Raw genomic sequence first — 24197 nt, forward strand, 5'->3', positions numbered from 1 at the left:
CCCCATGCCCTTTGCCCTGAATGGTCCGGTCCGGCTCTACTGGAAATTGGATGGTCGCGCCGATGCGCCGCCTTTGGTGCTGCTGAACTCCATCGGCACCGACATGACCTCCTGGGAGCAGGCTCTCCCCGCTTTGTCGCGGCGCTTCCGCGTGCTGCGCATGGACACGCGCGGCCATGGCGCATCGGATGCGCCGGCGGCCGACTACATGCTGGAGACCCTGGCTGGCGACGTCGCGGCGGTGATGGACGCGGCCGGGATCGGGAGGGCCGCCGTGGCCGGCGTGTCGCTGGGCGGGATGATCGCCATGGAGCTGGCCTTGTCCAGGCCGGACCGGGTCGGCGCCCTGCTCGTGATCTGTTCCTCGGCCGCGATGGACCGTGCCGCCTGGACCGCGCGGATCGATACGGTCCGCCGCGACGGAATGGCGGCGATCGCGGACCTCGCCATGGGACGTTTCCTGTCGCCCAGCTTCAGCGCCGCAAACCCCGGCATCACCGACGGGCTGCGCTTCGGGCTGCTTTCCACCGATGCCGCAGGGTATTCCGGTGCCGGTGCGGCCATACGCGACATGGCTCTGCTACCCCGCCTGCCCTCGCTACGTTTGCCCACCCTGGTGGTGGCCGGGGATCGTGACAGCTCCACCCCGTTCGACGCGCACGGGCGCCTGATCGCCGACGCGATCCAGGGCGCCGCGGTGGTGCATCTCGACGCCGCCCATCTGGCGCAGATCGAGGCGCCAGACGCGCTCACGAACGCCATGATCCACTTTCTGTCCGCGGATCCGAACACCGAGGCGGCTGCGGAAACCTTGTTCCAGGCCGGCCTACGCAATCGCCGCCGCGTGCTGGGCGACGCCTGGGTGGATCGCTCACTGGACCAGCGCACGCCGTTCAATGCCGATTTTCAGGCGATGATCACCCGCATCGCCTGGCAGGAGATCTGGAGCCGCCCCGGGCTGGATGACCGCACGCGGCGACTGATCGTGCTCGCCGTCACCGCCAGCCTCGGTCGCTGGGAGGAGTTCCGCCTCCATGTTCGCGCCGGTCTGACGCAGAACGGTTTCGATCAGGAGGCGTTGAAGGAGGTGTTGATGCAGATCGCCATCTATGCCGGCGTGCCCGCAGCAAACACGGGATTCTCCGAAGCCGCAGACGTGATCGAACAGCTCGGCGCGTCCGACGCCTCCAACCTTTGAAGGACCGGTTTCCATGACGGTTCCGCCACGACGCATCGATTCCATCGCGACCAACTCGCTCAGCGGCACGTTGGAAGAGAAGCTGCGCGCCAGCGCCGCCGCGGGCTTCGACGCGGTGGAGATTTTCGAGAATGACCTGCTGGCCTCGCCGCTCACACCGCGCCAGCTCCGCGCGCTTCTGGACGAGCTCGGTCTCGCCTGCGTTCTCTATCAACCGTTCCGCGATCTGGAAGGTCTGCCGGAACCACACCGCAGTCGCGCTTTTGCCCGGCTGGAGGCCAAGTTCGACGTGATGGCCGAGTTGGGCACCCGTCATATCCTTCTGTGCGCCTCCTGCTCGCCGCACGCCCTGCCGGACCGAGCACGCGTGATTGCCGATCTGCGCGAAGCCGGAGACCGCGCCGCCAAACGCGGCATCACTCTCTGCTACGAGGCCCTGGCCTGGTCACGATACGTCAACGACCATCGTGAGGCCTGGGCGATCGTGAAGGCGGTCGATCATGCCAATGTCTGCATCACGCTCGATAGTTTCCATTCGCTGGCGCGCGGTATCCCGAACGAATCGATCCGCGAGATCGACGGTGCCCGCATCGGCTTCGTGCAGTTGGCGGATGCGCCGCGCATGTCGATGGATTTCCTGCAATGGAGCCGGCACTACCGCAATCTGCCCGGACAGGGCGACCTGCCGGTTGACGCCTATCTCGCCGAGATTCTGCGGGCCGGCTATCGCGGTCCGGTCTCGCTGGAGATCTTCAACGACCAGTTCCGGTCGAGTTCGGTGCAGATGGTGGCGCAGGACGCCAAGCGTTCGCTCACCTTCGTGCGCGAGCGCGCCGAGCGCCTGCTCGGCGCGCCAGCAGACATGCCGCAGCCCCCGCGCGTGGACGGGGTGGCATTCGTGGAGTTCGCCGTCAGTCCCCAGGACACAGCGCGACTGGAACAGCTTTTCGTCCAACTCGGCTTCTCGCCCGCCGGCCGCCATCGCCGGAAGCAGGTGACACGCTGGCGTAGAGGCAACGCGAATCTGGTGATCAACGCGGAAGAAAATGCGTTCGCAGGCGCCTTCTGGCACACGCATGGTACCGCGATCTGCGCTGTCGGCGTACTGGTGGACGATGCCGACGCCACCATGCTGCGCGCCGAACGTCTCGGCATCCCGCTTTTCGAAGAGTCCGGCGAGACCACGCGTATCATGCCGGCGCTGCGCGGCGTCGGCGGTAGTCTGGTCTACGTGGTCGGCAGCGACCGGATCGATGCTCTGTGGGAAACCGAATTCGATGCGGTCGCGCAGCCGACGGATGCATTGTCGGGGACGGTCAGCGGATTCGACCATCTCGCCAGCACGGTCCTCGCCGAAGAATTCCTGTCCTGTAAACTCTACTGGCGCAGCCTGTTCGGTTGCGAAGAGGTCGCACCGCATGACGTGATCGATCCGTCCGGGCTGGTGCGCAGCCAGGCGATCGAATCTCCTGGGCGGCATCTTCGCCTGACGCTGAATGCGAGCGATGCGCGTGCCACTCTGTCGTCGCGCTTCCTTTCTCACAATTTCGGCGGCGGCTTTCAGCATGTCGCGTTCGGTTGCGACGACATCTTCGCCGTGGCCAACAGCCTGCGCGTGCACGGCGCCGAACGCCTGCTGATTCCGCCGAACTATTACGATGATCTCCGCAGCCGCTTCGATCTGGACGATGCGCTGCTGCAGCGCATGCGCGCGGCCGGCATCTTGCTGGACGAGGACCAGAACGGACGGCGCTACTGGCAACTCTATAGCCGCGCCTTCGACAAACGCTTTTTCTTCGAATTCGTGCAGCGCGATGCCGGTTTCGAAGGCTACGGTGCGCCCAACGCAGCGATCCGCATCGCCGCCCAGAGCCGGTTCCGCGAAGACGTGTCGCCCGAGTTCCTGTGAACGGCCCCGGTCTGCGGTAGGGCGGCGCTCTCCATCAGGAGCGCCGCCCGGTGGCGATCAGACCCGTTCGATCACCGCCGCGATGCCCTGTCCCACGCCGATGCACATGGTCGCCAAGGCGCGGCGGCCGCCGGATTCTTCCAGCCCATGCAGGGCGGTCAAAGCAAGTCGGGCGCCGGACATGCCGAGCGGATGGCCAAGAGCGATCGCTCCGCCATGCGGATTTACGTGCTCTGCATCGTCGGGCAGTCCAAGCGCACGCAGAACCGCCAGCGCCTGGCTCGCGAAGGCCTCGTTCAGCTCGACGAGATCGATGTCGCCGATCGAAAGACCGAGGCGGTGCAACAATCTCTGCGTTGCCGGTATCGGGCCGACGCCCATCACCCGCGGCTCGACTCCGGCCGTGGCGGCACCGACGATGCGGGCACGCGGCACGAAGCCGTGCCGGCGCGCGGCCGCCTCGCTGGCGATCACCAGCGCCGCCGCCCCGTCATTTAGGCCGGACGCGTTGCCCGCCGTCACCGTGCCGCCCACGGCCCGGAACGGCGTCTTCAGCTTCGCCAGCCCCTCCAGCGTGGTGTCGGGCCGCGGATGCTCATCCCGTGCAACCACGACGTCGCCCTTGCGCGACTTGATCGTCACAGGGGCGATCTCAGCGGCGAAATAGCCCGATGCCTCCGCCTTCGCGGCCCGTTGCTGGCTCCGCAACGCGAAGCCGTCCTGGTCCGCGCGACTGATCCCGTATTGCGCGGCGACGTTCTCGCCGGTCTCCGGCATGGTTTCGCTGCCATACACCGCCTTGAGCGCCGGATTGACGAAGCGCCAGCCGAGCGTGGTGTCCTGCAACTCCGCCTGGCGTCCCCAGGCCTCCCCGCTCTTGCCCATGACGAACGGCGCGCGGGTCATGCTCTCCACCCCGCCGGCGATGATGAAATCGGCATCTCCGGCCCGGATCGCCCGCGCCGCCGCGGCAACCGCATCGAGACCCGACCCGCACAGGCGATTGATCGTGGTGCCGGAAACGACCGGCGGATACCCCGCCAGCAGAACCGCCATGCGGGCCACGTTGCGATTGTCCTCGCCCGCCTGATTGGCGCAGCCGAGAATGCAATCGTCCAGTGCCTCCCAATCCGCATCGGGATTGCGTTCGCGCAGCACACGCAGCGGATGCGCGGCCAGATCGTCGGCACGAACGTCGCGCAGGGCGCCGGCATAGCGCCCGATCGGGGTGCGGACGGCATCGCAGATGAAGGCCTCAGCCATGTGCGTTCTCCTTCATCGCGAGCGGCGCGCCCGTGCGCGCCTGCAATTCGTCCAGCGTCAGCCCGTCGACCATGTCGATCACGACGAACCTGTCGCCAACGACCTCGATCGTCGCCAGATTGGTGTAGATCCGGCTGACGCAGCCCAGGGCGGTCAGCGGGTAGGAGCATCGCTCGACGAGCTTCGGCGCGCCGTCGCGGGTGGTGTGCTCGGTCATCACCCAGGCGCGTTTCGCGCCGACGGCAAGGTCCATCGCGCCGCCGACCGCCGGCGCAGCATCTGCCGCGGAGGTGGCCCAGTTCGCGAGATCGCCGTTGCACGCGACCTCGAACGCGCCCAGCACGCAGAGATCGAGATGGCCGCCACGAATCATGGCGAAGCTGTCGGCATGGTGGAAGAACGCACCACCCGGCTGCAGCGTCACATGCTGCTTGCCGGCGTTGATCAGCCAGGGGTCGATCTTGGTGGGGGAGGGGGCGGGACCCATGCCGAGCAGCCCGTTCTCCGAATGCAGCAGCACCTCCCGGTCGGCCGGAATGTGATCGGCCACGAGCGTCGGAATGCCGATGCCGAGATTGACGAACCAGCCTTCGGGAATATCCGTGGCCACGCGCTGCGCCATCTGCACGCGCGTGAGCGGTGTGAAGGCGCTCATGATCCGGTCTCCTCCGTGCCGCTTTCGGAAGGCGGCAGATGCACGATGCGATCGACGAAGATGCTCGGCACGACGATGCTTTCCGGGTCCAGGCTGCCCAGCGCGACCATGTGGCAGGTTTGAACGATCGTCGTGCGCGCCGCCGTCGCCATCACGGCGTTGAAGTTCCGGCCGCTCTTGTTGAAGGTCAGGTTGCCCCAGCGATCCGCCTGCCAGGCTTCGATCAAGGCGACATCGGCATGCAGGGCATGTTCCAGCACCATGCCGCGACCGTCGATCTCGCGCGTCTCCTTGTTCTCGGCCAGCCTGGTTCCGAAGCCGGTCGGGGTGAAGAAGGCCGGAATGCCGGCGCCCGCGGCGCGGATGCGCTCGGCGAGCGTGCCCTGCGGGACGATCTCCAGCTCGATCAGATTGTGCCGGAACAAGTCCTCGAACACGACGGAGCCGTTCGAGCGGGGAAAGGAGCAGATGATCCGGCGCACGCGCCGCGCTTCCATCAGTCGCGCCAGGCCGGTGCGGCCGCTGCCGGCATTGTTGGCGACGATAGTGAGATCACGCGCGCCTTGATCGACCAGGGCTTCAACCAGCGCGTCTGGCTGCCCGACCGAGCCGAACCCGCCCACCATCACCGTGGCGCCGTCGGAAATGTCCGACACCGCCTCCAGAAGACTTCCGACCTGCTTGTCCAGCATCGGGCCACCCGCATTGCCGTTCCAAAACCGTTCGCTGTGCGAACATATGGCCGCACAGCGAACGTCGCTACTCTAGGGGCGTTTTCCATCCGGGTTCAAGTCCCGTGCGCTGGGCAAAGGCGGGAGCCAGATCCTCGGCAGCCTGCAGAAGGGCGGGCAGCATGAGGCGATGCATGTCCTCCAGCGACGTGCGGGCGACCTGGGTGCTGACGTTGAGCGCCATCGGCACGGCGCCACCGTCAAGACGCACCGGCACCGCAAGCGACCGCAACCCCAACTCCAGCTCTCCATCGACGATGCAGAACCCGTCCTCGCGCACCTGCGCCAGGAGTGTCAGCAAGGCGTCGCGCGCCACGACCGTGCGCGCGGTATGCGCTGCCGGCTGCGGGTCGAGATGCGCCTCCAGCAGGGACGGCGGCAGCGCGGCCAGCAGGACCCGTCCCATTGAGGTGCAATAGGCCGGAAGATGCGAGCCGACCGACAGATCCAGGGTCATGATCCGGCGCCGCTCCGAGCGGGCCCGGTAGATGATCGATGTCCCGTCCAAACTCGCCAGCGACACGCTCTCGTCGAGCGTTCGGCTCAGGCGATCCAACACCGGTTGCGCCACCTGCAGAGAAGGGGTGGACAGCAACGCGCCAGCCAGGGTCAGGACACGCGGTGTCGGCACGAACAGACGGTCGGCCTCGAGTACGTAACCGGCTTCCCGGAGGGTCAGCAGGGATCTCCGAACCGTGGCTCTCGACAGTCCGGTCAGACGGGCTGCCGTCGCGAGGCTAATCCCGTCTGGATTCTCGGTGCAGCAACGCAGCACGTCGAGACCGCGTGTCAGCGCTGTGACGATATCGCGGCCCTTATCCCCAGCCGTCTCGTCCGGTTCGGTCTCATTGGCCATGTTGTTCACATTAAAGATCAAGAGCTAACCCCTTTGCGGCCTGACGACCTGGTCCTGTTTGGCCGCAGGTTCTATGTCAAAACTCACTTGCAGGTGATCTCCGTCCGCAACGGCTTGCAATGTGTTCTGCCGTCTGTCGAATAGGCGAATCCCTTTGCTCCTCCCACTCGGTGTGAGTTTGGCTTGCACGCGCTCATAGTTTCGCACTCGAGTTAGGCTTTGCAGATCAGCATGGGATGATCTGCTTTTCACATACTGATTGCTAAGAGCGCCTAGGTGTTTAGTCCCGGAGTATGGTGATACGGATCATCAGGCGGCGCGGGATAGGTTCTGGGACAAGTTCTTCACGGCTGCGCCCGCACGACGGAGGCGGTGCGTCTCGCGATCCAAGATAGTCAAGCGAGCGTAAGAGCGCTGGCCACGCACTATGGCGTCAGCCCGACGACGGTCCAGAAATGGCGCAAGCGCGACCACGTCCATGATGCGGCGATGGGTCCGAAGCAGGTCCGATCGTCGGCGCTGACGCTGGAGCAGGAGGCCGCGGTGATGGCCTTCCGCCGGCATACACTGATGCCGCTCGACGACTGCCTGTATGCCTTGCAGCCGTCGCTACCGCATCTGACGCGATCCAGCCTGCACCGTTGCCTGGAACGGCACGGCATCAGCCGCCTTCCCGAGATCGAGGGCGATAAGGTAGCCAAGAGGAAGTTCAAGTTTCTATCCGATCGGCTTCTTCCATCTCGACATCGCCGAGGTGCGCACCGGAGAGGGCAAGCTCTACTTGTTCGTTGCCATCGACAGGACTTCGAAGTTCGCTGTCGCCTGTCTGGCGGAGGTTGCCGACCGGCAGAGCGCCGTGGCGTTCCTGGATGCCGTGATCCAGGCGGTACCGTATCGCATCCACACCGTGCTGACTGACAATGGCATCCAGTTCTGCCACCCGCCGCGTTATCGATCCGGACCCACGGCGCAGTTCAGCATGCATCTGTTCGACAGGCTCTGCCGTCAGCACGGCATCGAGCACAGGCTAACCAGGCCGAACCATCCGTGGACCAATGGGCAAGTCGAACGGATGAACCGCACCATCAAGGACGCCACCGTCAAACGATATCACTACGACGGCCATCAGCAGTTGACGGACCACCTCGACCTGTTCGTGGTCGCCTACAACCACGCCCGCAGATTGAAGACCCTGAACCGGCTGACCCCGTACGAATACGTTTGCCGGATCTGGACCCAGGAACCAGAACGGTTCAGGCTGAATCCGTATCACCACACTCCGGGACTAAACAGCTAGCCCGCTTTGCGGCAGCGATGGGTGTCGATGGGACGTTCACCCTGACTTCCTTCAGCAGGCGGTGTCAATGATGTTACCCCTTCAGCACAATAGTCGACGAGCAAGTTGAGATTGGTGCACGTCCCCGCAACCATATCGAGAAAACTCATATCCAATACAGAGCCACAGCCCTCAGCCGGGCCGGGGGCAAACGCGCTTGACCAAGCGTCTCGCGTCGCGACTCAGCCAGTTCGCGATCCACTGAACTGCGCATATAGAATGCTCCAGATGCGTCGTGGGCCACCGATAACTAAATACTGGTGATCGTCCGGAACTTGTACTCGCCCTGTCGACCATGCCAGTAGCGAAGTATCATGATGCAACTCTCGTTGAGTTGGCGTAGCAAGCGCGCGATTCGAGGGCTGGGGGCATTTTGGACTTCCCGCACGCAATTTCAAGTTGGCGAAAGTGTCAGTCCTGACTTCGGCGTTAGGACGGGCTCCGGTGCTTGCATCGTTACGACAAGGTCGCCCGTATGTATGTCATCATTCGCGACGTCTTCCGTTGAATGGATGCTGATGGCACCACCTCTCCGTACGCGCAGCAGCAATATTGCCCCCGCTTGTAACGTAGCGTCCTGCCCTTGGTCTGCATTCACAACCTGGTCGACATTGAAGTGCCAGCCCTGACCGTGCAGCCGTTCCAATAGCGAAAAGTCCCAGCTTTCCTCGCCGAACAACTTGCCGCGCGCATCCCGGCTCAGACCGCGTTCCACGTCCAGACGACCTATTCCGGGACTGAGCTGGAATACGCGCTCGCGTCCCAGTTCCGGCGCCAGCCGGGCGCAGACCAAGCCGTTGTAGATCGTGTCCGATGTGCAGGCGATCAGGTAGTCGATCGGACAGGATTCCAGTGCGTGCTGCCCGTGCTCCGAAAGCAGTTCGACCTGCAACACTGGAATGCCGGCGGTCCTGGCCGGCTGCAGCGCGCCCGGATAAGTGTCGATCAGCACGACGGGCACGCCGATCTGCGTGAGCGCACGAGCCAGATCCGTGCTCCAGGGCGACGCGCCGACCAGGGCGATGCCTGGCACATCGCTCAGCGTCAGTTTGAGGCGCCTCGCCAGAGGCCGCAGCGTGAAGCCGTGCAGAACCATGGTCGCAGCGATGACGGCGAACACGGCCGGCATCACCAGATCTGCCGTGGGATAGCCCGCTTGACGCAGACGGATGCCCGCCACGCCTGCGACCGCCGCAGCGACGATGCCTCGCGGCGCGATCCAGGCGGACAGCAACCGTTCCGGCAGCGTGAGCGAACTGCGGATCGTCGACAGGAAGATCGCCAGTGGTCGCACCACGATCAGCAGCGTGATCGTCAGGCCGACGATCGGCCAGGACAGACGGGCCAGCACTGCACGATCGAGATTGGCCGCCAGGATCACGAACAAGGTCGAGACCATCAGAACGACCAGACTTTCCTTGAACCGGCGGAGTTGGGAGATGCCCGGAACACGCAGATTGGTCAGCGCCATGCCGAATACGGTGGAGGCGACGAGCCCGGCGCCCTCAATGATCATGTTGCAGGCGGCATAGATCAGAAGGGCGACCGCGATCAGCACCGGTGTCTTCAAGATCTCTGGCATCTGGTCGCGCAGGAACGCCGAGCGGATGGCAAGGGCGGCCGTAATGCCGGCCGCGACAGCGGATGCCATGCCAAGCAGCAGCGTGAGCAGAATCGTCGTCAGGACGTGACCGTCGCCGCCGGGCTGACGGACGATCAGGACCTGGAGCACCAGCGTCGCCAGGATCGCGCCTACCGGATCGTTCAGGATCGCTTCCCACCGCAGGAAGGCGGCGGTGCGCCGCTGCAGACGGGTATGGCGGAGCAGGGGAAGAACCACGGTCGGCCCGGTGACGACGGTGATCGCGCCGAACAGAAAGGACGGCCCCCAGCCGAGTTGGCCGATGAAATGGGCCGCGAGCGCGCCCAGCCCCCAGTTGATCGGTAGGGCAATCGCGGTCAGCCGCAGCACGCCTTCGCCGGCCGCCCGCCATTCGCGGAAATCGAGTGCCAAACCTCCTTCGAAGACGATGATCGCCACTGCGAGGCCAACCGCCGGGGACAGAAAGCGGCCGAACGTGTCTCCGGGATGCAGAACCTCAAGCCCAGGACCAAGCAACAGTCCCAATGCGAACAAAAGGACGATTGCCGGCAGGCGAAACCGCCACGCCAGCCACTGCATGGCGATGCCGCCGAACAGGATGCAGAACACGCCGAGCGCGACGCCTTGTTCCATGAAGACGTCCTGTCGGTTCGGTGGCACGGATTGCGTGGATGCCTGAATGACGCGACGGATCGTTGCGAGTTGCGTCAGGAAAAGCCGGATGATCGCCCATGATCCGAGGCGAACCGGGGCGCGGGTGTCGACCGGCAAGGCATGTGAGCGTGTGTCTTCTGCTGGATCCGACGCCTTTCTTCGGTCTGGAGAATGCAGAGTCCGTGATTGGTTCAGGCCCGGCGACAGATCCGATGCATCGCAAACGTGACGTCGTGGATGTGCAGCGCGCGGTGTCTCACGCGCTCACATGACACGGTTTACCGATCCTCGCTCGCGTTACTCTGCGTTGCCCACCACGCGGCATAGGGCGTGTTGCGTGCCAGATGCCGGTTCCAGTCCGGCGCACCATCCTCCCACCAGACCGGGCCACGTTCTCCGAGTGCCTCCTTGCAGCGCTGCACCTCGGCTTTGGCGGCAGCACGCCCTGTGTCGTCGCCAGACCGCATGGCCCGACCCTTGGCACGTCGTGCCGCCATCAGATCCGTGACCAGATGCCGTTTCTCGGTCTCGGACAGGGACGGGTTCGCGCGACGCCAGAGTCGGCCGCGTACCACGAGATAACGGCCATCCGGCGTGACCGGTGGTGGGCTCATCTCCGACTGGACCATCCCGGTGTCGCCCGCCGAAATCGCAACCGCTTCACGTGTGACGCCGGGGCGGTCGACCTGGTTTCGGCCACTATGACGGATATGCGGCGTCGGAAGGCGGTCAGGCGCGTTGCCAGCCCGGCTGCGCCGCAAGCCAGCGGCGGAGGCTGAGCTGCGTGGTTTCGTTCGCGTTGATGCGCGACATGACCTCGACGCATTGCGGCGCCGACACCGTATCGACCTCCGCCTTACGCGCGGCGGCGACCAGGGCGAGATCGCCGATCACCGTCTCGCACGCCGTGCGCCAGCGCGCCACCAGCGAAGGCGGAGACAGCATCGGCAGGACCAGGGCGATGTCGAGGCGCGCCGCTGCGGCCGTCGCCTGGAACGCGTCGAACAGCGCACCCGATGGTGGCGCGTCGAATTGCGCGCGGTAGCGCTCGGTGAAACTGCGGACGGGGACGAACTCGGTTCCGGCGCCGTCATCCAGCGAGAAGATCGGCACGAAGCCTGAGGCGGCGAGCGTGTCGCGTCTGGCCGGAACGTCGTGCCCGGACAGGAACACGGCGTCGACCCGGCCGGATTCCAACGCCGTGGCTGCATCCTGCGGCTCGGACAGGCCGAACACGGGCCGTACGGTAGCACCCAGGAGAGACAGGCCCAGCAAAGCCGGCAATTCCGGGCCGGTAGCGGTGGAAGCGGCCACCCGGATGGTGCGGCCACGCAGATCGGGCATGGCATCACGGCCGATCAGGATGCCGGAAGACAGGCCGGCCAGAGCCGGAACCCAGCGTCCGGCATCGAAATGGACACGTGGATCGCCCGCGAGCCAGGCCATGGCGGCCGCACCCGGCACCAGAAGGGCAGTGGACCCGTCCGGCGCGGTCTGGGCGTCGAAGGTGTTGGCGCCGGTCACGCCGTCTCGGCCGCCGGTGGCGGACACGAGCAGCGGTTTGCCGATGGCGAAAGCGGATGCGAGACGCGGGGCCAGAAGCTGAGCCCAGCGCCCGGGCGCCGTATCGGCGGCGCCGGCGACCAGAAGGGCGGGACGTCCGAGGACGGGCGGTCCTTCGCCCATCGCGCGTCCGGACAAGGTATCCGCTCCGGCGCGACCGACGGACAGCAGCAGCGCCGCACCCGGAAGGGCGGCGAGCACGCTGCGTCTGGTCGGCGAAAAGGTCGCGCGGCCCGTCATCGGGCGGTATCGGTCAAATCGGGCAAATCCCCCAGTCAGGCGTCTATCATACAGCAACCCGAAGACGGACCCAAACCGTTTTGCCCCATCCGCCTTCAGGGCCAGCGCGCTTCGGGCGGCATGCTCATCAGGATCGCCTCCGTATTGCCGCCCGTGCGCAGGCCGAACAGGGTGCCGCGATCGTGGATCAGGTTGAACTCCACATAACGGCCGCGCCGGATCAGCTGATGTTCGCGGTCTTCCGTGGTCCAGGGCAGCAGCATCCGCTCACGGACGATGCGCGGGTAGATGTCGAGAAACGCGTCGCCGACATCCCGCGTGAAGCGGAAATCGGCCTGTACGTCGTCCGTTCGGTGGCGGTCGAAGAAGATGCCGCCAAGGCCGCGCGGCTCGTTCCGGTGCGGCAGAAAGAAATATTCGTCGCACCAGGCCTTGAAGCGCGGGTAGTAATCCGGGTCGTGCCGGTCGCAGGCTTGCCGGAACGCGGCGTGGAACGATGCGGCCGCAGCCTGGCTGTCGGCGGTCTCCGGGCGCATCGGCGTGATGTCGCCGCCGCCGCCGAACCAGCCTTCGGTGGTGATCAGCATGCGGGTGTTGAAATGCGCCGCCGGCACCAGCGGGCTGCGCATATGCGCGACGAGGCTGATCCCGGAGGCCCAGAAGCGCGGGTCGATGGTGGCGCCCGGGATCTGCGCACGGAACTGCTCGCTGAACTCGCCTTCCACCGTGGACACGTTGACGCCCACCTTCTCGAACACGCGGCCGCGCATCACCCCCATCACGCCACCGCCGCCGGAGCCGTCTTCCAGCCTGTCCCAGGGCTGGCGTTCGAAGCTGCCCGGCGGCAGCTCGGCGGCGAGGGGACCGTCGTAATCGCGCTCGATCGCCTCGAACGCCGCGAACAAACGGTCGCGCAGGCTTTCGAACCAGGCTCGCGCGTCCGGTCTGAGGGCATCGTGCGCGGGGCGGGGCGGCGTGGGATCGGTCATGGGGCCGGATTAGACCATGCGTCGGCGGTTGCGACCAACAGACCGCCCCCGTAAAGATCGCTCGTGTCGTGCCGGCGTCCCGGCGCCAGATGTCGAACAGGGATCGCCCGATGACAGCAAGGCTCGAACAGGGGCCCGAGCAGCCGGAAGGCATGCTTCCATCGACCGTGGACCGTCCGGCGGAGGAGCGGTTCGGCCATGCGCCGACCTCCTCCCTGCCGGCGGACAGCGCGCCCCTGCTGCGCTGGATCGACGCGCGCCTGCCTTTGGTGTCGGCGTTCCGTCGCGAATACGTCGATTATCCGATGCCGCGCAATCTGAATGGTTTATGGAATTTCGGCGCCTTCGTGACGGTGAGCCTGCTGGTGCTGCTGTTGTCGGGCATCTTCCTGGCGGTGAACTACACGGCGACGATCGCGGATGCGTTCAACAGCGTCGAGCTGATCGACCGGCAGGTTCCGAGCGGTTGGCTGGTGCGGTCGATCCATATGGGCGGCGTGTCGATGTTCTTCGCCGCGCTCTACATCCATGTCTGGCGCTCGCTCTATTACGGTTCCTATAAGGCGCCGCGCGAGCTGCTGTGGCTGACGGGCATGGTGTTGATGGCCATGTGCATGGGGGCCGCGTTTGCCGGATACGTGCTGCCCTGGGGGCAGATGTCGTTCTGGGGGCTGACCGTGGCGATGCGGGCTTTGTCGTCCGTGCCGTTGGTCGGCACGCCCCTGGCGCACTGGCTGCTGGGTGGTGCCCTGGCCGACGTGGCGCTGCACCGGATCTACGTGCTGCATTTCGTTCTGGCGTTCTCCACCCTGGCGGTGGTCGGGCTGCATGTGACGGCGCTGCATGTGACGGGGTCCAACAACCCGCTCGGCGTGGAGGTGCGCAAACCGGCCGACACGCTGCCGTTCCATCCGTATTACACTGCCAAGGACGGGGTCGGTCTGGCCTTGTTCGCGCTGGTGTTCGCGATCCTGATCTTCTTTCTGCCCGGCTGGCTGACCCTGCCGGACAACTATTTGCGTGCCGATCCGCTTTCCACGCCGGCCGACATCACCCCGGAATGGTACTTCGCGCCGTTGTACGCCATCCTGCGCGCGGGTGGCGGTTTTGGCGTGCCGCTGGCTGCGGCGTCGATCGCGGTGCTGTTCGTTCTGCCGTGGCTGGACCGTTCGCCGGTGCGCAGCGCCCGGTTTCGGCCCTGGTTTCGCGTGCTGCTGCCCGTGGCAGTGCTCTGTTTCGCCTTCCTGGGCGTGGCAGGGTTCCACCAGCCGGCGGGGCTGTGGCTGCTGTCGAGCCGGATCGCCACGGCGATCTGGCTGTCGTTCTTTCTGGTGGGGCTGCCGCTGCTGACACGGTTCGAGCCGCGACCCGTTCTGCCGGCAGGGATCGCATGATGCGCGGTTGGTATCCGGCGGCGGCCGGCATCGCCGCGATCATCCTGTCGTCGGGCTTCGCGCGGGCGGAGGGCGATCTCGCCTCGGCGCAACGCGGCTACGCTGTGTATGCCCAGGTGTGCAGTTCCTGCCATTCGATGCGCTCTGTCACCTATGCCGATCTGGGCGGACTCGGTCTGACGCCGGCGCAGGTGCGGGCCGTCGCGGCGGCGGTGTCCGTGCCCGACGGGATCGGCGCCAATAACCGGCCCAAACGCCGGCCCGGGCGGCCGGACGACCATCTGCCGATCCCGTTCGCGACGCCCGAAGCCGCGGCGCGTGCCAATAACGGGGCAGTGCCGCCCGACATGTCGCGTCTGGCCCTGACCTTCGACGGCGGTCCGGCGGCGATCGAGGCGATCCTGAACGGCTATGTCGATCCGCCCGCAGGCGTTTCGGTGCCGCCCGGATCGTATTACAACCGCGCCGCGCCGGGCGGTGTGATCGCGATGCCGCCGCCGCTGCAGGACGGGGCGGTGTCGTTCGCCGGCAACCGTACAGAGACCGTGCCGCAGATGGCGGCGGATGTCGCGGCTTTTCTCGATTGGGCGGCGCATCCGCATCGCGCGCAGCGGGAGCGGATCGGTATCGGCGTGGTGCTTTATCTCGGCCTTCTGGCCAGTCTTCTTCTGTTCCTCAAACGACGGATCTGGATCAATGCCAAGCAACGACGGTGAACGCGTGAAGCCGGTGATCGGACTGATCGGGGGGTCCGGCCTGTATGACATTGACGGGCTGGTCGACAAGGAATGGCGTACGGTCGAGACCCCGTGGGGCAAGCCGTCCGACCAGCTTCTGTTCGGCCGTCTGGGCGACGTGCAGTGCGTGTTCCTGCCGCGACACGGGCGTGGCCATCCGACGCCGCCCTCGCGCCTGAACTATCGTGCCAATATCGCGGCGCTGAAGCAGAGCGGCGTGACCGACGTGGTGTCGCTGAGCGCGGTGGGCTCGTTGAAGGAAGAGCTGCCGCCCGGCCATTTCGTGATCATCGACCAGTTCATCGACCGCTCCTTCGCGCGCGAGAAGAGCTTTTTCGATGACGGTCTGGTGGCGCATGTTTCCATGGCCGATCCGCTCTGCCCCCGCATCGGCGACGTGCTGGAACAGCAGGCGCGGGCGCTCGATCTGCCCGTGTCGCGTGGCGGTACCTATCTGGTGATGGAAGGTCCGCAGTTCTCGACCCGGGCGGAAAGCAACCTCTACCGCTCCTGGGGCTGCGACGTGATCGGCATGACCAATATGCCGGAAGCCAAGCTCGCCCGCGAAGCGGAACTTTGCTACGCGACCGTCGCCATGGTGACCGACTACGATTGCTGGCGTGTGGAGGAAGAGCACGTCACGGTGGACGCGGTGATTGCGGTGATGATGAACAACGCCGAAAAGGCGAGGAATCTGGTCAAGGCCGTGATTCCGGTGCTCGGCCAGGAGCGGGGCCTGTGCCCGGCCGGCTGCGATCGTGCGCTGAGCGATGCGCTGATCACGGCGCCGGCGTCGCGGGACCCGGTTCTGGTGGAAAAGCTGCGTTCGGTCGCCGGGCGCGTTCTCGCCTGACATCGGAAAAGAGGGCCGGAACCGTGTTTCCGGCCCTCAGGTCATCCATCGTCTGGGCCGTGGTGAAAGCCGCATCCCTCAGAAATCGGCCAGGAGCGCGTCGATGTCGGCCTGGGCCATGGCGCTGGATGGAAGCTGCGGCCCGTTGAGCAGATGCGCGTCCGGCCGTCCGTCGGACTGACCGTGCCCGCTGGCTGCGCCGTCCCAGTGATGGCGGCCAAAGGTTTCTACGATCCGCGTCACCCGAGCATCCACCACCTTCAGCGTATTCACGACCTTGTTGATGCGCTGTCCGGTGATGTCCTGAAACGAACAGGCTTCGTAGATGCGCATCGTCGCATCCTGCACAACGGCAGCATCCGGACCTTCCTTGCGCGCGGCCGTGTCGTCCAGCATCTCGCAGGCTTCCAGGATGGCGTTCGTGGCGTCGGCGGTATGGGCGACCACGGCATCCAGCTCGTCGCTGGCGTTGCTCACATTCGGCTCGCTGACGCCGTTGCTCTTCAGTGCCGCGATCTCCTCCTTGGCGGAGGCGATGACATGGCCCAGCTCCTCGAGCTCCCGCAGCAACTCCTGCTCCTGGGCGCCAAGATCGGCGCCGATCGTGTCGATCACCGCGCGCACCACCTCGGCGATCATCTGCGGCCGGGCGGTCGGATAGGAGGCGCAGATCTCGGCCAGCCGATCTGACAGGGCCTTCCAGTTTGGCGGTTGTTCAAGCATGGGCGAACACCTTGCCGATCTTGTCGGCGAGCGTCTCGGCGTTGAACGGCTTGACGATGTAGTTGGACACGCCGGCCTGCTTGGCGGCGATCACGTTCTCCGTCTTGCTTTCCGCAGTGATCATGATGAAAGGGATCGACTTCAGACGCGCGTCGGCTCGCACCGCGGTCAGCAGCTCCAGCCCGGTCATCGGTGCCATGTTCCAGTCGCTGATCACGAGGCCGAAATCGCGCGACTTCAGCTTCGCCAGAGCATCGCTGCCGTCCGTCGCCTCCTCGACGTTCTCGAAGCCGATCTGCTTAAGAAGGTTGCGGATGATGCGAAGCATCGTCTTGTAGTCGTCAACGATGAGGATGTTGGTCGAAAGATCCAGGGACACGCGCCGACTCCGGTGTTTGATTGACCGGCAGGATGACGCGGATAGGTTGCCTGGAGGTTAAGGGCACGACTTTGTTGCCGGGAAAATGAAAACGGCCGATCCCCTGGGGGACCGGCCGCGACTTCGAGCCCCAGATCTATGGTGGCGCGCTTCAGATCCTGCCCAGAACCAGCAGGATGATCACGATCAGCAGGATCAGCCCCAGGCCGCCGGAGGGGAAGTAGCCCCAGCTTCCGCTGTAGCCCCAGGTCGGCAGGGCGCCGATCACCAGCAGAATAAGGATGATCAGCAGGATCGTTCCGAGCATGTTCGTTTCTCCGGATGTGTTTCTCGCCGGGGAGCAACGCGGTGTCATATTCTCGGTTCGATCCCGCAACGCGGATCGGCGTCCTCTGTGCTGTTCGGGTGACAGGTCAGAGCGCGTGCTGGAGGAAACTCAGCGTGCGTTCCTGTGCCAGTGCCGCGGAGCGGGCTTCGTAGGAGCCCCGCTCCGAACAACCGAAACCATGCCCGGCCCCCTGATAGACGTAGATTTCCATGTCCGGATGGGCGGCGCGGATCCTGTCCACTCCGGACAAGGGAATATGGTCGTCTTCGGCACCGAAATGGAGCTGGACCGGGCAGTTCGGTTGCGCATCGGCAGCTTGCGGAATGTTTCCGCCATACCAGCCTACCGCCGCGTCGAAGCGTTGCGTTCGGGTGGCTGCCGCCCAGGCGAGCGAACCGCCCCAGCAATAACCGACGATTCCGACTTTCCGATGTCCGAGAGCGTCTGCGCAGGCGACCAGATCCGCCAGGGTCTGTTCGAGCGGGATCCGTTGCACGAGCTCGATCCCGGTCTTCATGCCGCTCTCGTCGTAGCCCAGTTCCACGCCGGTGCGGGCGCGGTCGAACAAGGCAGGGGCGATCACGGCAAAGCCGGCATCGCCGAACCCGTCCGCCACCGACCGGATATGATGATTCACGCCGAAGATCTCCTGCACCACGACCAGGGCGCGGGGCGCATCGGGCAGACCGGCCCTGTAAGCATCGAAACGGTGTCCGTCGGCGGCAGTCAAAGTCGTCGTGGTGCCCATGTCGCGCTCGTTCTTTCGGTTGTGATGTGGCAGCTTGTGCCGATGGGGGAGATCGTCAACCTGAGAACGGTCCGTCGGCGCCGCGATCGTGCCGCGCAGGCCGAGGAGGCCGCCGGCAACCGCGCCCGTTTTGGACGCACCGGTGCGGAAAAGGCCCTGGACCGGCTCGAACGTGAGCGGGCCGAACGCCGGCTCGACGACGCCAGGCTGGATGACTCGGAGCCGCCCGGGTCCTGATGCTTGCGGGTGAAACGTCATGCGAGCGTCATCCACAGGCGCGTCGATCCGGTGCATCGTCGATCGTTCCGCGTGGCCGGCGCCTATGGCTTCCAAGTGCGACGATCTGGCGGCGATGCGCCGAATCCGGTTCGAAGTCTGAATGAAAACAAGGGCTTGAGCCCAGATAATAATCCGGACAGACGCAATTGACACTGCTTTGGGGTGCGCCTACATCCTGCGCTGGCACTCCGGAGCCGCGAGTGCCAAACGCTGCGTCGCGGGTGGCAAGCCCGGATGCACACCAACCGCGATGTCGCTCCCTGAGGAGGGCATCGCTTACGCTTTGAGGAGCGAACGCATGACGAAGTTTCGTCCGCTGCACGACCGGGTTGTCGTCAAGCGCCTGACCGGCGAAGAGAAGACTGCGGGTGGCATCATCATCCCCGACACCGCCAAAGAGAAGCCGATGGAAGGCGAAGTGATCGCCGTCGGCGCCGGCGCGCGCAACGAGACCGGCGCGATCGTGGCGCTGGACGTGAAGGCGGGCGACCGCGTTCTGTTCGGCAAGTGGTCGGGCACCGAGGTGAAGATCGACGGCGAAGAGCTGCTGATCATGAAGGAAAGCGACATCATGGGCGTGATCGAGACCGCCTGAACGGCTGCGTTTCTGAACCGCTTCTGATTTCCGTTTTCCTCAACAGGAGATTTCATTATGGCAGCTAAAGACGTCCGCTTCGGCGGAGAAGCCCGTCAGCGCATGCTCAAGGGCGTGGACATCCTCGCCGACGCCGTGAAGGTGACGCTGGGTCCAAAGGGCCGCAACGTCGTGATCGACAAGAGCTTCGGCGCGCCCCGCATCACCAAGGACGGTGTGTCGGTCGCGAAGGAGATCGAGCTTTCCGACAAGTTCGAGAACATGGGCGCCCAGATGGTGCGCGAAGTGGCCTCGAAGACCAACGACAAGGCCGGTGACGGCACCACCACCGCCACCGTTCTGGCGCAGGCGATCGTGCGCGAGGGCTCCAAGGCTGTTGCCGCCGGCATGAACCCGATGGGCCTGAAGCGCGGCATCGACAAGGCCGTGGCCCAGGTCGTCGCCGAGCTCGCCGCCAACACCAAGAAGATCACCACCCCGGGCGAGACCGCGCAGGTCGGCACCATCTCCGCGAACGGCGAGTCCGAGATCGGCGAGATGATCAGCGAGGCCATGCAGAAGGTCGGCAACGAGGGCGTGATCACGGTCGAGGAAGCCAAGGGCATCCAGACCGAGCTCGACGTGGTCGAGGGCATGCAGTTCGACCGCGGCTACATCTCGCCGTACTTCATCACCAACCCGGAAAAGATGATCGCTGATCTCGATCAGCCCTACATCCTGATCCACGAGAAGAAGCTCTCCTCGCTGCAGCCGATGCTGCCGCTGCTCGAGAGCGTCGTGCAGTCCGGCCGTCCGCTGCTGATCATCGCCGAAGACGTCGATGGCGAGGCGCTGGCGACCCTGGTGGTCAACAAGCTGCGTGGCGGGCTGAAGATCGCTGCCGTGAAGGCGCCGGGCTTCGGCGATCGTCGCAAGGCGATGCTGGAAGACATCGCCATCCTCACCGGCGGTCAGGTGATCTCCGAAGATCTCGGCATCAAGCTCGAGACCGTCGGCCTCAACATGCTGGGTCGCGCCAAGAAGATCCACATCGAGAAGGAAAACACCACCATCGTCGAGGGTGTGGGCGAGAAGGCCGACATCCAGGGCCGTTGCGGCCAGATCCGCGCGCAGATCGAGGAGACCACCTCGGACTACGATCGCGAGAAGCTGCAGGAGCGTCTGGCGAAGCTGGCAGGCGGTGTCGCGGTGATCCGCGTCGGCGGCTCCACCGAGGTCGAGGTGAAGGAGCGCAAGGATCGCGTCGACGACGCGCTGCATGCGACCCGCGCCGCGGTCGAGGAAGGCATCGTCCCGGGTGGCGGCACCGCGCTGGCGCGCGCTTCGCTCTCGCTCGCCTCGCTGGTTCCGGCCAACGAAGACGAGAAGTTCGGCATCGAGATCATCCGCAAGGCGATCCAGGCCCCGCTGCGTCAGATCGCCGAGAACGCCGGTGAAGACGGCGCCGTGATCGCCGGCAAGGTGCTCGAGAACGGCGAATATGCGTACGGCTTCGATGCGCAGCTCGGCGAATACAAGAACCTCGTCACCGCCGGCATCATCGACCCGACCAAGGTCGTGCGCACGGCGCTGCAGGATGCGGCTTCGGTCGCCGGTCTGCTCGTGACCACCGAGGCGATGATCGCCGAGAAGCCCGAGAAGAAGGCCCCGGCGGGCGGTCCTCCGGGCGGCATGGGCGACATGGATTTCTGAGCCTCACGCTCGGATTTTCAGACGTTCGACAAAGGGGAGGGGCGGCCTGCAAGGGCCGCCCCTTTTCTGTGGCCGACGACGATCTTGCCGCCGGGCGCGTCCTCGTTGAGCGGCGGCCGCGCCATCTTCCGGCCGGATCGACACACAGCCCGGAGAACGCGCTTTCGTTTCGTGATTGACAGGAACCGCGTCGTCTGACCCCATGATGATCGGTCAGCGAAACGTGTCCAGCCGGGCGCCAGCTGGCGGCTGCCGCGTGACTGTGAAAAGGATACGCCGACCATGGCGATCGGTTCTGTGAAGTGGTTCAACACCACCAAGGGTTTCGGCTTCATCATGCCTGATGACGGCGGCAAGGACGTCTTCGTCCATATCACCGCGGTTCAGGCGGCTGGTCTGCGCGGCCTGAACGAGGGTCAGAAGCTTTCGTACGACATCGCCATGGAGCGTGGCAAGGCGGCGGCGACCAACCTCAAGCCGCTCTGAGATTTCTTCGACCCTGATCCATCCGGCGGCGCCCGGCCGCCGGTGTTTCATTCCGGCGCGTTGGCCCGTTGCAGAAATGCACTTGTTTCCGCCACGGCCTCGGCCAGACCGACGCGCCTGACCTCCACGCCGGGCGGAAAAGCCGAGAACAGGCGCGACGGCGTGCGTCGATCCAGCAGAACGAAGACGCCGCGGTCTCCGGCCGCACGGATCAGTCGGCCGAACGCCTGACGCAGACGCAAACGCGCGATCCGGTCGTCATAGGCGCCGGGCTGGCCGCCGGAGAGATGCAACCTGCGTTCGCGATGCAGAATATCCGGGCGCGGCCACGGCACGCGCTCGAACACCACCAGTCGCAGCGCCCGCCCCGGCACGTCCACCCCGTCGCGCATCGCGTCCGTGCCCAGCAGGCAACTATCCTGTTCGGTGCGGAAGACGTCCACCAGGGTGGCGTTGTCCATCGCATCCATGTGCTGCGCGAACAAAGGAATTCCGGCCTCTTCCAGCGGGGCCGCGATGCGCGCATGCACGTCGCGCAGACGCCTGATGGCGGTGAACAAGCCAAGACCGCCGCCACCGGCCGCCAGAAACAGGGCGCGATAGGCGGCCGCGAGCGACGCCGGGTCGTCATGCGCCACATCCGTCACCACCAGACACCGCGTCTGCCGCCCGTAATCGAACGGGCTCGCCAGCGAGGCGCGCAAGGCGGGCGAGGGCAGGTGGGCGGCGCCGATGCGGGCCTCCGCCTCATCCCAACTGGTTTCCGCCGCCGCACCGTCCGGCTGGTCGCGCAGGGTGGCGGAGGTGATCAGCAGCCCGTGCGCCGGCGCCGCCACGGCGGCCGCGAACGGCACGGTCGGGTCGAGCCAATGCCGATGCAGCCCGACATCGCGCGCGCCGGTGGCGCCGCCGAGCGGGCGACGATCCAGGCGCAGGAACAGCACGTGGCTGGGCGTGATCCCGGAGGGCACCGGCTCCGGTAGGCTTCGCAGCATGGCGATCCAGCCGGAAAGCCGGCTCAGGGCGCGACGCCGGATGGCGCGGCACATGGCTTCGATCCGGCCGCGGGCGACGCTGTCCAGGCTCTCCGCTTCCTCGTCCAGACGGGCCGAAAGACGCTCCACCAGCGTTTCGAGCGGCTCGGCGATCCGCAGAAGCGCGCGCTCCAGACGCGCGGCGGCTGCGGCGACGTCTTCCTCGACGGGATACAGGTCGCATTCCTCCGAGCCATGGCCGCCATCGCGTCCGGCGGTGCGGGCCAGGACCTGACGTCGCAGCAGACGGAGCAGGGCTTCTGTCGGGTTGATAGGCTCGGGCTCCGCCTCGGCCGGGATGGCGAGCGGCGGCGTTTCGTCGGCCAGACGCAGCGACCAGCCGGGGGCGGGCAGGGCGCGCGCGGCCAGGAGCGCCGCATCCAGCGGCGTTTCGAGGTCCGGCTGGTCGGCCACCAACTCGTCCAGCCGCTTTTTGAGCCCGCGCGCCCGCGACCGGCTGCCTTCCGCGCCCAGCAGCCAGCGTCGGAGCTCCGCCGCTTCCAGCCCGGACAGTTCGGCAGCGAACGCGCCGTCTGCGGCGTCCGGCAGATGATGGCCTTCATCGAACACGTAGCGTGTCGGCAGCGCATCCTCGTCGGCCTGTTCGCCGAACTGCCCGTGCCACGCGGCCTGCGCCATCACCAGGGCATGATTGGCGATCACCAGATCGGCGTCGCGGGCGCGGCGGATGCTGTGCTCGATATAGCAGCGCGTGTAATGCGCACAGGCGCCGTGGATGCACTCGCCGCGCCGGTCGGCAAGCCCGATCGTGGCGGCGGTGCCGAACAGTTCCGCGAACCATCCCGGCAGGTCGCCGCCCAGGACGTCGCCATCGGCGGTGGCGCCGGCCCAGCGGACCAGCAGGCCGAGCGGGATCGCCGCGGCCGCCGATCCGCCGGACGCGGCGGCGTTCACGGCTTCCTCGAGGTTCAGCAGGCAGAGATAGTTTTCGCGCCCCTTGCGCAGCACCACCCGGCGACGCCGGGCCGCCGGGTCGGGATGCAGCCGGGCGAGTTCGCTCTCAATCTGGCGCTGGAGATGGCGCGTGTAGGTGCTGATCCAGACCGCGCCGCCATTGCGTTCGGCCCAGAGCGATGCGGGGGCCACGTAGCCCAGCGTCTTGCCGGTGCCGGTGCCGGCTTCGGCCAGAACCAGGCGCGGGTCGCCGCGATGGGCGCGGGGAAGAAAGGCGCTGGTGGCGGCATCGGCGTAATCCGCCTGGCCGACGCGTTGCTCCGCAGCGTCGCCGAGCATGCTGCTCAAGCGCATACGCGCATCCTGCGGCGAGACGGGACGCTGGCCGGGGGGCGGCCGGGGGGCCATCTCCTCCCATTTCGGCAGGCGTCGCCAGATCCGCATCGCCTCGGAAGGCTGCATCCGCTCGGGCGGGATCAGACCGCCGACACCCATGGCGTCGCATACCGCGCCGCCCCAGATCCAACCGGCCTGGCGCATTCGGAAGGCGAGCGCGCCGATCTCGATGCCCGCGGGGGTGTGGGCCAGGGAGGCGGCACGGTCGAGCATGCGATCCGCCAGGACGGGCAGCAGGGACGCATCGACCGCACGTTCCGCGGCCCGCTCGAAACCCAGCGCCAGGGCCAGACCGAGCGGCGTCGGCGCGGCCGGGGTGGCCGGGAAGACGAAGGCGAACAATTCCAGCAGGTCGAAGCAGGGCAGGGCGCGCAAACCGAGCCGACGCGCATTGGACGGCGCATGCACCACCAGGGGCGGCGGCATGTCGCGCAGCATCGCCGCCGCTTCGGGCCGGGCGAGATCGAGCAATTCGCCGTCGGGCGTCAGCAGCGAGACCCGGCCGTGACCGGCGATCAGGGCCGGCACGGCGTCGGGCGTGGGAAAATCGGGCATCGGCGAGAGTGTAGCACCAGGGCCGTCGGCGGCAGAACCGTATCGCGACGCCGACAGGGCCGGGTGGCTTCCGGTGGAGAAGCGCG

Annotated in this window: 22 protein-coding genes and 1 pseudogene; 10 read left to right on the forward strand and 13 right to left on the reverse strand. The window is 66.2% G+C overall.

All coding sequences use genetic code 11. The features are described from left to right. The first annotated feature begins 4 nt into the window (after positions 1-4). Together pcaDC and ACZ5BM_RS13620 are read left to right on the forward strand one after the other, a co-directional pair. Positions 5-1198, forward strand: a complete 1194-nt coding sequence (gene pcaDC, locus ACZ5BM_RS13615; protein ID WP_498908652.1) for a bifunctional 3-oxoadipate enol-lactonase/4-carboxymuconolactone decarboxylase PcaDC — start codon at positions 5-7, stop codon at positions 1196-1198. 13 nt (positions 1199-1211) lie between these two features. Continuing rightward, positions 1212-3107 (forward strand): bifunctional sugar phosphate isomerase/epimerase/4-hydroxyphenylpyruvate dioxygenase family protein, encoded by a 1896-nt coding sequence (locus ACZ5BM_RS13620; RefSeq protein WP_498908653.1) that lies wholly within the window; start codon positions 1212-1214, stop codon positions 3105-3107. A gap of 57 nt (positions 3108-3164) precedes the next feature. On the opposite strand, the gene pcaF is transcribed toward ACZ5BM_RS13620, so the two are convergent. The 4 genes from pcaF to ACZ5BM_RS13640 form a co-directional block, all read right to left on the reverse strand. Next, the gene (gene pcaF, locus ACZ5BM_RS13625; RefSeq protein ID WP_498908654.1) at positions 3165-4370 is read right to left on the reverse strand and encodes a thiolase family protein; all 1206 of its coding nucleotides are present in this window, start codon (positions 4368-4370) and stop codon (positions 3165-3167) included. Then, complete coding sequence (locus ACZ5BM_RS13630) at positions 4363-5025, reverse strand: sugar phosphate isomerase family (RefSeq protein ID WP_498908655.1); 663 nt, start codon at positions 5023-5025, stop codon at positions 4363-4365. The genes pcaF and ACZ5BM_RS13630 overlap by 8 nt, the downstream gene beginning before the upstream one ends. Next, positions 5022-5717, reverse strand: coding sequence for a sugar phosphate isomerase family (locus tag ACZ5BM_RS13635; RefSeq protein WP_498908656.1), 696 nt, complete (start codon positions 5715-5717; stop codon positions 5022-5024). The genes ACZ5BM_RS13630 and ACZ5BM_RS13635 overlap by 4 nt, the downstream gene beginning before the upstream one ends. A 67-nt stretch (positions 5718-5784) precedes the next feature. After that, positions 5785-6612, reverse strand: coding sequence for an IclR family transcriptional regulator domain-containing protein (locus ACZ5BM_RS13640; protein ID WP_498908657.1), 828 nt, complete (start codon positions 6610-6612; stop codon positions 5785-5787). A gap of 330 nt (positions 6613-6942) precedes the next feature. On the opposite strand from ACZ5BM_RS13640, the pseudogene ACZ5BM_RS13645 reads away from it, so the two are divergent. After that, positions 6943-7909 (forward strand): annotated as a pseudogene (locus ACZ5BM_RS13645) (IS481 family transposase). Between the two features lie 433 nt (positions 7910-8342). Here ACZ5BM_RS13645 and ACZ5BM_RS13650 read toward each other — a convergent pair. From ACZ5BM_RS13650 to hemF, 4 genes are all read right to left on the reverse strand, one after another. Next, a complete protein-coding gene (locus tag ACZ5BM_RS13650; protein ID WP_498908658.1) occupies positions 8343-10184 on the reverse strand; it encodes a cation:proton antiporter in 1842 nt (613 codons plus the stop codon). Between the two features lie 299 nt (positions 10185-10483). After that, positions 10484-10819 (reverse strand): hypothetical protein, encoded by a 336-nt coding sequence (locus ACZ5BM_RS13655; RefSeq protein WP_498908659.1) that lies wholly within the window; start codon positions 10817-10819, stop codon positions 10484-10486. A gap of 115 nt (positions 10820-10934) precedes the next feature. Then, positions 10935-12008, reverse strand: a complete 1074-nt coding sequence (locus ACZ5BM_RS13660) for a hypothetical protein (RefSeq protein ID WP_498908660.1) — start codon at positions 12006-12008, stop codon at positions 10935-10937. A 95-nt stretch (positions 12009-12103) separates the two neighbouring features. Next, positions 12104-12997, reverse strand: a complete 894-nt coding sequence (hemF, locus tag ACZ5BM_RS13665; protein ID WP_498908661.1) for an oxygen-dependent coproporphyrinogen-III oxidase — start codon at positions 12995-12997, stop codon at positions 12104-12106. A gap of 110 nt (positions 12998-13107) precedes the next feature. Here hemF and ACZ5BM_RS13670 point away from each other — a divergent pair, with 110 nt between their 5' ends. From ACZ5BM_RS13670 to ACZ5BM_RS13680, 3 genes are read left to right on the forward strand one after another with little or no spacing between them, the layout of a single operon-like run. Then, entirely contained in the window at positions 13108-14391 is a 1284-nt protein-coding gene (locus tag ACZ5BM_RS13670) for a cytochrome b (protein WP_498908662.1), read from the forward strand. Beyond that, positions 14388-15107, forward strand: coding sequence for a cytochrome c1 (locus ACZ5BM_RS13675; RefSeq protein ID WP_498908663.1), 720 nt, complete (start codon positions 14388-14390; stop codon positions 15105-15107). Before ACZ5BM_RS13670 ends, ACZ5BM_RS13675 begins: the two co-directional genes overlap by 4 nt. Beyond that, positions 15088-15981, forward strand: coding sequence for an S-methyl-5'-thioadenosine phosphorylase (locus tag ACZ5BM_RS13680; RefSeq protein WP_498908664.1), 894 nt, complete (start codon positions 15088-15090; stop codon positions 15979-15981). The genes ACZ5BM_RS13675 and ACZ5BM_RS13680 overlap by 20 nt, the downstream gene beginning before the upstream one ends. Positions 15982-16059: 78 nt before the next feature. On the opposite strand, the gene ACZ5BM_RS13685 is transcribed toward ACZ5BM_RS13680, so the two are convergent. The 4 genes from ACZ5BM_RS13685 to ACZ5BM_RS13700 all read right to left on the reverse strand — a co-directional run bounded on the left by ACZ5BM_RS13685 (position 16060) and on the right by ACZ5BM_RS13700 (position 18159). Then, positions 16060-16704 (reverse strand): protein phosphatase CheZ, encoded by a 645-nt coding sequence (locus ACZ5BM_RS13685; protein WP_498908665.1) that lies wholly within the window; start codon positions 16702-16704, stop codon positions 16060-16062. Further along, a complete protein-coding gene (locus ACZ5BM_RS13690) occupies positions 16697-17083 on the reverse strand; it encodes a chemotaxis response regulator CheY (protein ID WP_498908666.1) in 387 nt (128 codons plus the stop codon). Before ACZ5BM_RS13690 ends, ACZ5BM_RS13685 begins: the two co-directional genes overlap by 8 nt. A gap of 151 nt (positions 17084-17234) precedes the next feature. Then, the gene (locus ACZ5BM_RS13695) at positions 17235-17390 is read right to left on the reverse strand and encodes a DUF3309 family protein (protein WP_422862682.1); all 156 of its coding nucleotides are present in this window, start codon (positions 17388-17390) and stop codon (positions 17235-17237) included. Between the two features lie 106 nt (positions 17391-17496). Then, positions 17497-18159, reverse strand: coding sequence for a dienelactone hydrolase family protein (locus ACZ5BM_RS13700; protein WP_498908667.1), 663 nt, complete (start codon positions 18157-18159; stop codon positions 17497-17499). Here ACZ5BM_RS13700 and ACZ5BM_RS13705 point away from each other — a divergent pair. The 4 genes from ACZ5BM_RS13705 to ACZ5BM_RS13720 all read left to right on the forward strand — a co-directional run bounded on the left by ACZ5BM_RS13705 (position 18040) and on the right by ACZ5BM_RS13720 (position 21211). Beyond that, positions 18040-18396 (forward strand): DUF4169 family protein, encoded by a 357-nt coding sequence (locus tag ACZ5BM_RS13705; RefSeq protein WP_498911638.1) that lies wholly within the window; start codon positions 18040-18042, stop codon positions 18394-18396. The two genes, ACZ5BM_RS13700 and ACZ5BM_RS13705, sit on opposite strands and share 120 nt — an antisense overlap. A gap of 340 nt (positions 18397-18736) precedes the next feature. Further along, positions 18737-19033, forward strand: a complete 297-nt coding sequence (groES, locus tag ACZ5BM_RS13710; RefSeq protein ID WP_498911640.1) for a co-chaperone GroES — start codon at positions 18737-18739, stop codon at positions 19031-19033. 57 nt (positions 19034-19090) lie between these two features. After that, positions 19091-20725 carry a chaperonin GroEL gene (gene groL / locus ACZ5BM_RS13715; RefSeq protein ID WP_498908668.1) on the forward strand — a complete coding sequence of 545 codons (1635 nt, stop codon included), beginning with the start codon at positions 19091-19093 and terminating at the stop codon, positions 20723-20725. A 282-nt stretch (positions 20726-21007) separates the two neighbouring features. Then, positions 21008-21211, forward strand: a complete 204-nt coding sequence (locus ACZ5BM_RS13720) for a cold-shock protein (protein ID WP_498908669.1) — start codon at positions 21008-21010, stop codon at positions 21209-21211. 47 nt (positions 21212-21258) lie between these two features. Here the strand turns inward: ACZ5BM_RS13720 and ACZ5BM_RS13725 are convergent, their stop codons facing one another. Then, positions 21259-24111 (reverse strand): ATP-dependent DNA helicase, encoded by a 2853-nt coding sequence (locus ACZ5BM_RS13725; protein ID WP_498908670.1) that lies wholly within the window; start codon positions 24109-24111, stop codon positions 21259-21261. Positions 24112-24197 lie beyond the last annotated feature (86 nt).

Source organism: Lichenicola sp. GTC18331, assembly GCF_055386855.1.